The 13,868-nt window shown below is 44.1% G+C and carries 12 protein-coding genes; 8 read left to right on the forward strand and 4 right to left on the reverse strand.

The window, feature by feature from the left end; all coding sequences use genetic code 11:
• Positions 1-85 precede the first annotated feature (85 nt).
• From C558_RS0119905 to C558_RS0119915, 3 genes are all read left to right on the forward strand, one after another.
• A complete protein-coding gene (locus C558_RS0119905) occupies positions 86-2,596 on the forward strand; it encodes a GH39 family glycosyl hydrolase (protein WP_018758053.1) in 2,511 nt (836 codons plus the stop codon).
• 258 nt (positions 2,597-2,854) lie between these two features.
• Positions 2,855-4,414, forward strand: coding sequence for a carboxylesterase/lipase family protein (locus C558_RS0119910; protein WP_018758054.1), 1,560 nt, complete (start codon positions 2,855-2,857; stop codon positions 4,412-4,414).
• Positions 4,415-4,672: 258 nt separating this feature from the next.
• A complete protein-coding gene (locus C558_RS0119915) occupies positions 4,673-5,050 on the forward strand; it encodes a VOC family protein (RefSeq protein WP_018758055.1) in 378 nt (125 codons plus the stop codon).
• Positions 5,051-5,114: 64 nt separating this feature from the next.
• On the opposite strand, the gene C558_RS0119920 is transcribed toward C558_RS0119915, so the two are convergent.
• The 3 genes from C558_RS0119920 to C558_RS0119930 all read right to left on the reverse strand — a co-directional run bounded on the left by C558_RS0119920 (position 5,115) and on the right by C558_RS0119930 (position 7,903).
• Positions 5,115-5,561: an OsmC family protein gene (locus C558_RS0119920; protein WP_018758056.1), complete on the reverse strand. Its 447-nt coding sequence runs from the start codon at positions 5,559-5,561 to the stop codon at positions 5,115-5,117.
• Positions 5,562-5,652: 91 nt separating this feature from the next.
• Positions 5,653-7,416, reverse strand: a complete 1,764-nt coding sequence (locus tag C558_RS0119925; protein WP_018758057.1) for a SulP family inorganic anion transporter — start codon at positions 7,414-7,416, stop codon at positions 5,653-5,655.
• 160 nt (positions 7,417-7,576) lie between these two features.
• Positions 7,577-7,903: an ArsR/SmtB family transcription factor gene (locus C558_RS0119930; RefSeq protein WP_018758058.1), complete on the reverse strand. Its 327-nt coding sequence runs from the start codon at positions 7,901-7,903 to the stop codon at positions 7,577-7,579.
• 347 nt (positions 7,904-8,250) lie between these two features.
• Between C558_RS0119930 and C558_RS32700 the strand changes: the two genes are divergently transcribed.
• The 5 genes from C558_RS32700 (at position 8,251) to C558_RS0119955 (ending at position 13,134) form a co-directional block, all read left to right on the forward strand.
• Complete coding sequence (locus C558_RS32700; protein WP_018758059.1) at positions 8,251-8,613, forward strand: hypothetical protein; 363 nt, start codon at positions 8,251-8,253, stop codon at positions 8,611-8,613.
• A 78-nt stretch (positions 8,614-8,691) separates the two neighbouring features.
• Entirely contained in the window at positions 8,692-10,338 is a 1,647-nt protein-coding gene (locus tag C558_RS0119940) for a spore germination protein (protein WP_018758060.1), read from the forward strand.
• Between the two features lie 23 nt (positions 10,339-10,361).
• A complete protein-coding gene (locus C558_RS0119945; RefSeq protein WP_040675487.1) occupies positions 10,362-11,447 on the forward strand; it encodes a GerAB/ArcD/ProY family transporter in 1,086 nt (361 codons plus the stop codon).
• A complete protein-coding gene (locus C558_RS0119950) occupies positions 11,444-12,649 on the forward strand; it encodes a Ger(x)C family spore germination protein (RefSeq protein ID WP_018758062.1) in 1,206 nt (401 codons plus the stop codon). Before C558_RS0119945 ends, C558_RS0119950 begins: the two co-directional genes overlap by 4 nt.
• A 119-nt stretch (positions 12,650-12,768) precedes the next feature.
• A complete protein-coding gene (locus C558_RS0119955; RefSeq protein ID WP_018758063.1) occupies positions 12,769-13,134 on the forward strand; it encodes a winged helix-turn-helix transcriptional regulator in 366 nt (121 codons plus the stop codon).
• Positions 13,135-13,211: 77 nt separating this feature from the next.
• Here C558_RS0119955 and C558_RS0119960 read toward each other — a convergent pair whose 3' ends face one another.
• Complete coding sequence (locus tag C558_RS0119960; RefSeq protein WP_018758064.1) at positions 13,212-13,742, reverse strand: NAD(P)H-dependent oxidoreductase; 531 nt, start codon at positions 13,740-13,742, stop codon at positions 13,212-13,214.
• Between the last annotated feature and the right edge of the window lie 126 nt (positions 13,743-13,868).

Genomic DNA, 13,868 nt, shown 5'->3' on the forward strand with positions numbered 1-13,868 from the left:
ACGATATTATCCCCTCATGGTAGACAGTGATAAAAGAGTTCATGGTAAAATGAATTCAACACTGTTGACGGGAGGGGATATTGTTATGCCACACAAGAAAGGACAAAGCTTTACCCGTTATAGCGAAGAAGTGAAGCAAGAGGCGGTTCGCCTTCTGTTGTCTCCAGAGTTTGAATTTGTGTTAATCAAACCCAGTGATGCATCTTCCATATGGCACCAGCATCTGGAGTTGATTTTTGTGCTGCAAGGGACAGGCTGTTTGCACTGTGGGGAAGGGGCCGCGTCCTATGCGATCCGAGAAGGGGACATCTTTGCCGTCAACAGCTTCCAGATACGAAGTATAGCTCTGGATCAGAGCGCCTTGGCGCTTTCGCTGTTGATATCTCCAACATTCATTACGTCGGTGTGCCCCGAGATCACAAGGCCAGTGGTGAACTGCAAATCCTTTTTGTTCTCCAAGGATCGTCAACAGCCTTTTGACCTCTTGCGCCGGGGGTTTGCCAATGCTTTTCGGGCTCAATATAAAAATGAATCTCAGCTTTCCATCCATTTGCGTGGGAAGTTGGTAGGTTTGTTGGATGATTTATTCCAGCATTTTTTAGTCGATGGACCTGCTATCGAGGAGCAAAACTCAGCTAATGAACACTTACGTGCGGCTACAGATTATATTCATCAGCACTATCAGGGAAGCATCACCTTAGCCGATCTAGCCAAGCATACGTTTCTGAGCAGCTCCTATATTTCTCGCATATTTCATAAATTTCTGGGGGTAACCTTCAAAGCTTACCTTTCGCAGGTTCGCTTGATACACGCTACCGTCCTATTGGGAAGTGAAGCGACCATTACGGAGATCGCTTACAACACCGGATTTTCAAGCGCCCATGCGTTCATCGAAGCTTATAAGCAGTATCGTGGGTTGACACCTGGTCAATACCGACGCAACATCAAGGAGCAGCCCAGAATCGAAAAAGCGGTCAACCCTACGGAGACGGTAGATGGTTTTTCAACTGCGTTTTCTTCACTGATGCGTTACGCAAACGTTGCATATGAAGAAATCACTTACCAACCTGTTGATACGACGGAGATTACGGTGGATACGAAAAAGACCATCAAGCCGCTGCAACACCATTGGAAGCGTCTTATGAACGCGGGTTATGGCAAGGATCTTCTTAACGGCTCCGTGCAAACGCAGATTGCAAAGCTTCAGCGTGAGATTGGATTCCAGTACATCCGCTGCAAGGGAATTCTTGACGATGATATGATGCTGTTTACCACAGATGTCAATGGTAACCCTAACTATAACTTCGTCTATCTAGACACCGTGGTGGACTTTATCCTCTCAACGGGCGCAATGCCAATGCTGGAGTTCAGTTATATGCCATCGATTCTCGCCCAAAATAAACCTTCCGTTGTTCGCCGGCCGTCGATCATATCTGCGCCTAGAGACATTGACCAGTGGGGGGATCTGATCACAGCGATCGTTCAACATCTTATGCAGCGCTATGGGCAGAAATCGTTGCGCCGTTGGTTATTTTCCCCGTGGTGCGCGCCGGAGTTTTCAGGGCTGGGATTATTTACCTGGGAAGAATATACCCAGATTTATCTCGCATCGTATCGTGCCATCAAATCCGTCTGCAGCGATATTATCATTTGCGGTCCGGGGAATGGCATTGATTCGCTTGAAGCCAACCGGTGGTTTTTGGACATGTGTAAATCAGAGTTGTGTATGCCGGATATTCTCTCTTTTCGCGCTTTCATGAGCATTGTACCTGGTACCGAAAAAGGCGGACTAGATCTAAACAGGACGAATGACGCATTGGATCTCGCGGTGAGCGGCGACGAGCAGTACCTTGCAAGCGCCCTACAAGCGATCCGTGGAGTAGTAAAGGAGCAAGGCCTTGACTTGCCCGTGATGCTGGAGGAATGGAGTAACAATATTTGGCAGCGCGATTTGTGCAATGATACGAGCTATAAATCGACCTATATTTTCAAAGCGATATTAGAAAATTACGATAGCTACCATGCGATGGGATATTTCAGCGCCAGCGACCAAATGGATGAGATCGCGCCTGCCGCCGAATTGTTCCATGGCGGGTTTGGCCTGTTCACCCGGAACGGCCTCCCCAAAAGCGCTTTTCGGGCGATGGAATTGCTTAACCGGATCGGCGATGAGTTGGTTGCCTCTGGCCAAGGCTACTTCATGACCAAAAAAGATGGTGAACTTCAAATTTACTTGTATAACTATACGCACTATGACATGCTGTACCGCTACCGCCATACCACCCATCTTACCAAAACGGAGCGATATAACGTATTCAATGAAAAGCGGCCGCAATCTTTCCATATTCGATTGGACGGACTTGAGGAAGGAAAGCACACGCTGCGCCGCTATCACATTGGCCCAGGTGGCGGCAGCACCTTTGATGCCTGGATTCGAATGGGGGCACCTGAACAGCTTAATCAGGAAGAGGAGCATTTGCTGGATCACCAGTCACATCCATTGTACAGCAGAGAAACCGTGCATAGCGACGGAAGTATCACGCTTCATGCCCATCTTCAGCCGCATGAGGTTCAATTAATCACCATCACAGGTTAACAGGTTATACGAAGCAAAGAATCGGGTACCTGAAACGGTATATCCGATTCTTGTCTTTTTTAGTGTGTTTTTTGTCATGTTCAGCGTGATAGATGATCGAAGCATGAAAAATGAATCATTTTCTCACACGAAGTCTATTGATTTTGTGTATTTTGAAACCGCTTTATTTCTTATAATGAAATTATAAAAGATTGAAGCGATTTCAAAATACTTTTTTGCTTCATTTATGAAATTGTTTCATAGAAAGAAGGATTGAAGATGGTGAAAGAATTCAGATACGATGACGTACCTGTCATAGAGACAAAAGCTGGTAAACTTAAAGGTTATTCATTCGATGGCATGTATATTTTCAAAGGGATCCCTTACGCACAAGCCAAACGGTTCCAGATGCCTAACGAGGTTGAACCTTGGGAGGGTGTGAAGGAAGTAACTTCCTATGGATTTGTCTGCCCGCTGATGGCGCAGGAAAAGCCCACCGGTGAGCTGCTCGTACCCCATCGGTACTGGCCGCAGGATGAAAACTGTCATAATCTGAACATCTGGACTGAGACGCTGGATGCGAAGGCGAAAAAACCGGTCTTGGTATGGCTGCATGGTGGTGGTTTCGTAGCGGGCTCTTCGATCGAACAGGAAGCCTACGACGGCTTCAATATGAGCCGAGAAGGCGATGTCGTGGTGGTCTCGGTGAATCACCGTCTTAATATCCTAGGTTACATGGACCTATCTCCATTCGGCGAAAAGTATGCGAATTCGGCCAACGCTGGCCATGCCGATATTGTTGCAGCTCTAAAATGGATCAACGAGAACATTGCGAGGTTTGGTGGAGACCCGGAGAACGTGACGCTATTTGGCCAGTCCGGGGGAGGCATGAAAACAACCGGTTTAATGCAGATCCCGAGCGCGAACGGCTTGTTCCACAAAGCGATTGTGATGAGTGGCGTGTCTGACGGCAAGCTGATGCCCATACCTTCAGGTGACGGCACGCAGATCGTTACTGCGATGCTGGAAGCGTTAGGAATCGATGTGAACGATGTAGAGAAACTGGAGACGGTCCCTTATCACGAATTGGTACAGGCCTACAATAAGGTGTGTCCTATTGTAGCGCAACAGGGCAGGTATATCGGTTGCATGCCGATGGAGAACGATTTCTACAAGGGCGAGCCGCTCCTCAGTGGCTTTACCGAGCACGCCAAAACCATCCCGATGATGGTTGGCTCTGTTATCGGCGAGTTTTCCTTTGCGCCATTACCGTTCAACAAAAATGAGTTGTCCTACGAAGAGATGAAGGCGATTCTAACCAAGCGTTTTGGCGAACGCACCCAAGAACTCATCGATTTGTATGTCCAAGCGTATCCTGATAAAAATGCCGTCGATTTACTGGCGTTAGATCGAATTTTCCGAGTGCCTTCCAAAGCGCTGGCTAAATTGCAAGCGGATAGTCAGCAAGCACCGGCGTTTCTGTACAATTTTACTTTTGAGTTTCCTTATCAAAATGGCAAAACAGCGTGGCACTGCGCGGATATTCCTTTTGTGTTCCACAACACGAGCAAGGTGGAGATCTGCAATGTACCTGGTGTTTCCGACAAGCTGGAGAAGCAGGTGTTCGGGGCTGTAATTAACTTTGCCCGCACAGGTAACCCGAACCACGAAGGGCTGCCGCATTGGACGGCTGTTACGGCGGAGGATGAAGCGACGATGATTTTCGATCGTACCTGTGAAGTGCGCCATAATTACGACGATGCCTTGCTAGCGCTCATCGAAGAGGTCTTACCGCCTTTCTCCTTAGCCGAGTTGTTCGCACAGGATATTCAGCACTAAGAATGATGTAAAAATCGAACATGTGAAAACGGACTACGATCTTAACGTAGTCCGTTTTTACATTTCGATTTTTGAAAGGAAGATTAGAGGAAGCCAATGCAACATTGCAGAAGGGTGCAAGTACGTGGTTGACATGGATTTAGAGAAGGCATCGCTTGTGTTTTGGTAAATTTATATATTAAACTGATTGTACAGGCGGGTTACTCAAGAAACCTGTACCTTAAGCAAAATATTCCTTACACAAGGGGCGGTAAATCAATGATTAGCAAAGTCGGTCAAATTATGTTATATGTCAATAACCAAGATGAGGCTGTTAAATTCTGGACCGAAAAAGTCGGATTCAGTATGATCTCTGAAGAAAATAACGGTCAAGGCATGCGATGGATAGAAGTTGCTCCAACAAAAGGAGCAGAAACAAGTATTATTCTACATAACAAGGAATTCGTTGCAAAAATGTCGCCTGGAATGAATCTGGGTACACCTTCTTTAATGTTTTTTACGGAGAATCTTGATGGGTTGTATAGCGACTTATCCAATAAAAATGTCAAAGTCGGAGAAATTGTAAACATGCCATCCGGTAGAGTATTTAACTTTGCAGATGATGAAGATAATTACTTTGCTGTCATGGAGAAATAATAAGCTGCTGAAATAGGGCACCTTCAAGCACTGATTCCATAGGAATTAAGCTTGAAGGTGTTTTTTAATTTTCAATAACGACGCGATTCAGCTTGAGATTCACTGGATTCGCAAGCGTGTCGCCCACTGGACATTTGCTCTCCAGAAATTGAACAAATTGTTCGATTTTATCGGCAGACGATTGGGACTTGATGTAGAACGTGTAGCGTATATCGGAGTAACCAGGGCGGACTTCAGAGCGGTTGAAAAATCCGTCAAGATCTAGTTCACCTTCAACATCTACCCTGAAATCTTCAAGCACGACATCGAATTTGGGAGCATAGACCCGAGCGACAATGGATTGGCATGCGCCCAAGGAGGCAAGCAATGCTTCGACAGGATTCATTCCTGTGTCAGTACCACCAAGGTTTTTCGGCTCATCGATGACGAGTTCGAATTGTCTTACATTGGTAATGACTTTGACCCCATCTTGTAAATGGGCCGTTGCTTTGAAAGTTTGGACATTTGGCATGTGCATGTACTCTCCTTTTTCTGAACACCCAAGCGTGGTTGAGTATTTCACCGACGAATTAATCATACTAATATACTAGGATTTATATGGATTATAAATCTACTGATCGTGATTTGTCAATATATGTTATGACCTTGGATTCGTCCTTATTTGAAGATAACGCGGTACATTCACGAAATGCGAAATGGCTACAGCCTAAACATTTGTTATCATCCAGTTTACCTAGAGCAAAGCTAATTGCTTCGCCGGTATGGTCAAAGAAATGTTCTGTTCCAATGCGTAGGTCTAATCCAGTTTTTCTCATATAAACTCTTGGTTGCGATTGCATGGCTGAAAAAAGAACAGTACCACCAGAATTCTTAACATACTGTACAACACGAGCGAGGTTAGCTTCGCCGGTAGCATCCATGAAGGGTACTTTCCCAAATCGCAGCAACAATACTCTCACATGCGAGCTCGTTGTATCCATAATGGATTTCTGAAACATGTCTGCTGCTCCAAAGAATAGGGGACCTTCAATTGTATAAATGCTGATCTGGGGACAGTCGTGATTTTCATTGACCATATATGGTTTTACCTTCTCATTCTTCATCGATGGATCAGGCAAGACCTTTGTCACTGTAAGGATATCCCGCATCCGTATAACAAAAATAATAACCGCTAGCGCTAATCCGACCTCGACCGCCGTAGTCAGACTTGTTAATACCGTAAGGAGAAATGTAATCAACAAAATGATCGAATCACTAGATTTTGTTTTTAAAACATGGACAGACTCTTTACGCTCGCTCATATTCCAGGCCACGACCATCAGTATCGGCGCCATACTGGATAATGGAATCGTTGAAGCAAAGGGAGCAAGTAAGACAAGAACAGATAAAACGACAAGGCCGTGAATCATCCCCGATATTGGTGAAGCGGCGCCATTTTTAATATTCGTAGCCGTACGTGCAATCGCCCCAGTCGCAGGAATTCCTCCAAATAACGGCGTGACGACATTCGCAATCCCTTGCCCAATAAGCTCTCGATTGCTATGATGCCTGCTACCTGTCATACCATCTGCTACAACAGCAGAGAGCAGTGATTCAATTCCACCGAGCATCGCAATAACGAACGCAGCAGGGAGAAGCTGTATGATGATATCCAGCGACAGATGAGGCATGGAGAACTTTGGCAGCGTATCCGGGATCATGCCATAGGTAGAACCGATCGTTGCTATTTTTCCACTAAAAAATATAGACGCAATAACACTTGAAACGACAAGTCCAGCCAATGATGCCGGAAGTTTCGGTAGTATTTTTGGTAGAAAGAGAAGGACGGCAAGGCAGATTACAGCAGTCAGAACACTATAAATATTCCAAGTGGAGAGATGAGCCCCGATTTCTTTCATATTCGATAAAAAGTACTCATGACTTTTTATATGCTGCAGTCCCAAGAAGTTCGCGATTTGGCCTGAGAAAATGATGACCGCGATACCTGACGTAAACCCGATCGTAACGGGCCTTGGAATAAATTGAATTAAGATACCGAGCTTGAAAATGCCCATCAAAATAAGAATGACCCCTGCGATCATTCCGGCGATGAGCAAATTTTCATATCCATATTGCAGGACAATACCTAATAATATCGGAACAAAAGCTCCGGTTGGACCTCCAATTTGAAACTTGGATCCGCCAAAAAGTGAAATTAGAAACCCTGCTACAATGGTCGTATATATTCCAAATTGAGGTTTTACCCCTGATGCAATAGCGAAAGACATGGCAAGTGGAATTGCTACGACACCGACAATTAACCCAGCAACAAGATCCCGACGCAACGATTGGATCGTATAACCTTCAAATCTACCCGACCATTTCATAAGAACCCTTCTTCTTCATATATTTGATTATTTGAATATATGGGGAATATACACCCGACATTCCTTCTTGTCAATGAACAAATACCTACACGATTTTTCACAAAAACATGATAAAAATAAAAAACAAGGCATCTTATGACGCCTTGTTTTTTGGACCGTTTTATTCATTCCGTATGGTTTCCAACAAGGAAATAGCATCCACCAGATGATTATCAAATATTTGTCTGGTCACCCCAAGTAGATCTTTGATAAGAGGATCTCGAAGGGAATAAATAACGGAAGTGCCATCTTTTGTTCCACTAACTACATTCTTATTACGAAGTACGGCCAACTGCTGGGATACAGCAGAACCTTCACTACCTAAAATACTTTGAAGTTCGTTAACATTTTTATCCCCTTCACATAGCACTTCAAGGATACGTATGCGCATGGGATGAGCCAGTGCTTTGAAAAATTCTGCTTTGAATTGTTGAATGTCACGATTCATAGATCTAATCCCCTTAACATTTGAAGCTTTGAATATACAACCAGAATAACACATTGAAGAAGTACTTTGTAAAACAAACTAAAAAAGGTGTAATATTGTAATATTCAAATAATCAAATATATTTAAGTTTAGGTTGTGGAAGAAAGGTGTGTAAGGATGTCTGGATTAAAAGAGTTACAAGGTAATAAAAAAAAGTAATCGAAGTGGGCCTTGAATTTCTCCATGGGGTAGGGGCGGATTATATTTGTAATGTTTGCATTCCTAGTGGTGGCTCTTGCTGCACAGGTTGCCGTTCATTAATAAACGAGGTAGGCTGTCAAGAACGAAATACAAGCTGCACGGCTTGGTTGTGCGGGTTTTTAAAATATATCTTCTATGAAGCTGGCCTAATTGTTGAGTGGGAGAAATTTTGGATTCAAGTACCTGGTCGCGCATACCGAGAAGACTTCACACCGGACTATTTTACCGTTCGCAATTGGTTAGATACGCCTAAGATTCGTTTTCTATCCAAAGCATTTGCTGAAGACATGAAAGAGTTGCACCCCTATAATAATCCGTTCTGGTTACATGAAATGAAGGAGACGCTGGATCGGTATATAGATAATCTATTGGAATTTACCGATCCCGAAATTAGAAGAAAAAACGAGAAAGAACTAAAATACCTGACGAAAGATTTTCGACGTTTTCATCTAGCAATCGAACAGCTTTAATAGAGCTTGACCCGTCAAAACAATCTCGATGTATAGGCAATGTATCCAAGTTGCATATTATTTAACAGGTGATCAAGAATGTGGAATATGTTTGTATCTTATCTTCCAGATTGGACGGTTTTTCTGCAAGCACTAATTGTCGTGTCTATTCCTTATGCGCTGTCCCGAATGATGTCCATGACCAAAAACGCAGCAGAAAACAACATAGAGCAGGACGATCAGGAGGCAAATCCACAGCGTGACTTCTCCGGAAGACTGGACATCGATTTGGATCGGATGAGAACCGAATTTGGGAATCAGGCAGATTTGAACATACGGACTTTTTGTCTAGGCAATACCAATCAACAAGCAGCTATTTTATTTGTGAATGGCATTTCCGATAGAGATTTGATTGATAAGCATATCATGAAATCACTGATGGTCGATCTTACTCTAGTAGGTCATGAGCAAGGTCGGGATGTGTCCTCTCCTCCGTTCACGAAGCAATATCTCAAGAACAATGTTCTATCCGTAGGTGTTGTCAAAGAAGTGGATCGATTCACGGATTTATCATCCGAATTGCTGCGTGGGCACACCGCTTTGTTACTTGACAACAGCAACGCATCGGTCATTATTCTCGGTACAAGAAAAGAGATCACACGGAGCGCAGGAGAGCCTTCATCAGAGATTCTGGTTAGAGGGCCTCGTCTTGGCTTTAACGAGAGTATTTGCGATAATACAACGTTATTGCGTCAACATGGCGAAAAAACAAACTTGACCATAACCCAACTCCGCGTTGGTCAACGCGTTACGAAGGAACTCGCGATCGTATATATCAAGGATATTGCCGATGATAATTTAGTCCAAGAGGTACGCGAAAGAGTGGAGCGAATGAATCTCGATGATATCCAAGACACAGGATACATTGAGCAATTAATTGAGGATAACTACCTGTCTCCGTTCCCACAAGTTCAGAGCACAGAGCGGCTTGATCGTGTCATCAGCGCATTGATGGAAGGAAGAGTTGCAATTCTGCTCGATGGAACACCCTTCGTCTTGACCGTCCCAACGACTTTTAACATGCTGCTGCAATCACCCGAAGATTATTATGAACGGTGGATACCGGGGACATTGGTCCGCATGCTGCGTTACTTCGCAGCATTTGTGTCCACCTTCGGCCCATCCTTGTACATATCATTCATTTCGTTTCATCAGGGGCTTATACCGACAAAGCTGGCGCTATCGATTGCAGATACACGGGCAGGCGTGCCATTTCCCTCACTCATTGAAGTGCTCATCATGGAGATCGCACTTGAAATCTTGCGTGAAGCGGGTTTACGGCTACCTAAGCCCATCGGTCAGACCATTGGCATCGTAGGTGGCTTGGTCATTGGCGAGGCCGCCGTTCAAGCGGGAATCGTCAGTCCGCTCATGGTGATTGTGGTGGCAGTAACGGCGATATCATCGTTTGCGATCCCGCAATATAATGCAGGCATTGCGCTAAGGATTCTTCGCTTCATCGCCATGATTTTTGCTGCCATATTTGGACTCTATGGAGTCGTGTTGTTCTTCTTACTGCTGTGCAGTCATCTGTCGAAACTGATAAGCTTCGGGGTTCCTTATATCAGCCCTGCTGTTCCATATCGACTCCAAGATTGGAAGGACTTCCTTATACGAGCACCATTCAAATTGATGAAACACCGGCCGAAGATGATGAATACGAAGGATCCGTTACGTAGGAAGTAAAAGGGAGCGAACAAAGAGTGCGAATGAGCGAACAGGAGAGCATCACAACCCATCAGGCAGTCGTTATCGTCGCGAATTACATCCTTGGGGTAGGAATTCTTACGCTTCCCAGATCAGCGGCAGAGCAGGTAAAAACGCCAGATATATGGCTATCAATTATTATCGGCGGGTTAATCGCTATGCTAGCGGGTTTGATTATCGTCAAGTTGAGTCAGAAATTCCCTGGCATGACCTTCTACGACTATAGTCAACAGATTGTCGGAAAGTGGATTGGATGTATTCTCAATCTGATCGTCATTGGGTACTTCATATCGATGGCGAGTGTTATGCTGAGGGCCATGGCGGAAGTAAACACGCTGTTCTTATTGGAAGAGACCCCACGTTGGGCCATGATTATTGCATTCATGTGGGTAGGGATCTATCTCGTGGTTGGGGGATTGTCTGCCATTACCCGCATGTTTGAGATTATTTTTCCGATTACTGTGATCATCTTTGTATTAATCGCGGTGATGAGCTTGAAAATATTCGATATCAACAATTTACGACCGGTGTTAGGGCTTGGCATTGCCCCCGTACTCAATGGGGTAAAGACGACGGCGCTTTCATTCAGCGGATTTGAAATCATGCTCCTAATTGTTGCCTCTATGCAGAATCCAAAAACAGCCCAAAAAGCGGTGCTGATTGGGATCGGCATACCGCTGCTCTTCTACGTAACAACAGCGCTGATGGTCATTGGGGCGTTGACGATTGAGGGCGTGACCAGCCTCACTTGGCCAACAATTACGTTGATTAAAAGCTTTGAATTCCCCGGAATTTTATTTGAACGATACGAATCACTGTTGCTGGTGATATGGATGATGCAGATTTTCACGACATTCGTGATTACGCATTATTCAGCTGCCATGGGGATGGCGAGGAGCATGAGGAAGGACATTCGTCCGTTTCTGTATGTTCTGATGCCTGTCATTTATATCGTAGCGATGCTCCCTAAAAATATTAACGATCTATTTCATTTCAGTGATAGCATTGGGAAATTGGCGTTCGTCATGTTTGTGATATTGCCTATTGTACTGCTCGGAATTGCAAAATTAAGAGGTGTTCAGACGTGAATCCGCAATGGCTTAAATCAAGAACACTGTGGATTTGTGGGATGCTAACCATACTGATCCTGTTAACAGGCTGCTGGAGTCGTAGGGAAATTGAGGATCTAGGCATAACAATAGGCGCAGCTGTAGATATCGGTAAGGAGACACCGGTTGAGCAGGAATTTGAAGAGCAGGGCGGAGATTACAGCAAGCAAAATGCCCTGACCCTGACCTACCAAATGGTCCAGCCAGGACAGAGTAGTACCTCGGATAAAGGAGGAGGAGAAAAGAATTATCGCAATATCTCGGTGACAGGCGATTCCTTGTATGAGGATACGCGTGAAATTGCTTTGATGCAGGCTCGGCCTATTTTTGGGCAGCATTATAAAGTCATTGTCATCAGTGATAAAGTAGCGAGAAAGTTCAATATGCGCCTGCTTTTTGATTTTTTTATCCGAGAGCAGGAGTTCCGTCCGAGCTGTCTTGTTTTAATATGTAAAGGAGAGGCCCGGAGCGCTCTTGACCAAAAGGATAAGAGCGAATTTCCTTCGATGAGATTGCTATCCATTACCAACAACCGGTATAGGAGCACTCGTATACTGAAGCCCATGTCATTATCGAAGTTACTGCCAGAGATCAATTCTTCATCCAGCTTCTTGCTGCAGAACGTAATTACTGCCGAAGGCGAAGTTAAGTTTGCCGGAGCTGCCGTTATCTATGGCAAAACGGGAAAATTGATCGGGTTCCTCAATGAGGAGGATCTGGAGTCCATCAATTGGATGACAGCCAAAGTGAAGGGCGGCGTTCTGAAATCATACGATTCCCACACAGGGCAGCCGATCCTGTACGAGATCACGTCGATGAAGAGTAAAATTCGTCCACATATTGAAGGGAACCGGATATCCTTTGACGTCGAGATCGAATCGGATGGTCGGCTTGGGGAGCAATGGGAGAATGGAAATGGCTTCGATAACCGCTTTATCAGGCGAGTAGAGGAGGAAACTGTTAAGCAGGTCAGGAAGCGGATAGACAAAATGTTGCACAGAATACAAAAAGAATATCGCGCTGATGTCATCGGACTGGATCAATATGTGAGAATTTATTACCCTCGAACCTGGGAGAAAATAAAAAAGGATTGGGATGACAAGTTCGCCAATGCATCAATACGATATCGTGTAAAAGTGAAAATTAAAGAATTCGGTACAACAAGTATTAAAGTGCATTAAGAAGTGTCCGAAATCTTTATCGGAACATACCTTTACATCCTTTCAATAAGATTCCATAATGATCTATTGGTACGTATGCACATTTAGATCATATACTTACTTGAAGGAGCGTGAAACTTGTGCAAGAAACCTGTGTGCCGACTGGCGTATTACTAAAAGATACCGGCTTTGGGTATACCTTGTCCTTAATTGGCGGTAAATATAAAATGATTATTATGTATTGGTTATCTGAAAATAAAGTGATGCGGCATAATGAGCTCAAGCGAAGTATCGGGACCATTTCCTTTAAAACGCTCAGCATCATGTTAAAAGAGATGGAGGTAGATGGGCTTATCATCCGCAAGGAATTTCCCCAAGTACCTCCAAAAGTTGAATATTCATTATCCGAACGTGGCCTCTCTCTCATTCCATTGTTACATATGATGTGCGAGTGGGGGGAGAAGAACAGTTTGTCGGCCCCGGAGGCTGTACAACGGAAGGCATAACAATTTTGTTTAAATCAAAAGAAGTATTTCCTTAACATGGAAATACTTCTTTTTAAGTTAATTAATTCAGCTGCCTTTTACAGGTTGTCAACAAAATTCAAATAATCTTGAGTGCTTTTTTCCAATTCGCTTGCAGACGTTTCATGTTCTGCACCGTAGAATGCAAAGAACGAACGATAATCCGCATTGCAGTAAAGGAAGGTCGTTTCAAAAGGAGATAATAAATGGTCAAGGGTATAGCGATACCGACCCTCTTCACGGTAATCTTCTTCTTTAATGCCGGCAGAAACAGCTAATGCAGCTTTGCGATTCTTTAATTTATCGCCTCCATTTGAACCATAGGCCCAACCATAAGCAAAAACATCGTCAATCCACTTTTTAAGGAGAGGCGGACAATTGAACCAAAAAATAGGGAACTGAAAAACAAGATTATCATGTGATTCAATGAATTGCTGTTCTTTTTCCACATCAATGTTTCCGTCAGGGTAAAACTTATACAACTCGTGTACAGTATACTTTTCTGGATATTTTTGGAGTTCCTCTACCCATCGTTTATTTATGACGGATGTTTCTATGCTGGGGTGTGTTACGATAACAAGAGTTTTCAATGATTCGTCCTCCTTAAGGATGATTTACTTCTCGAGTATAAGGTGAACACTTCAAATATGTAAGTATGCACTTTTAGTACAGGTACTTACAAAAAGGTAAGTGTCAATGTAAAGGTGATTATAAGA

It is taken from the genome of Paenibacillus terrigena DSM 21567 (assembly GCF_000374845.1).
Lineage (GTDB): Bacteria > Bacillota > Bacilli > Paenibacillales > Paenibacillaceae > Paenibacillus_K > Paenibacillus_K terrigena.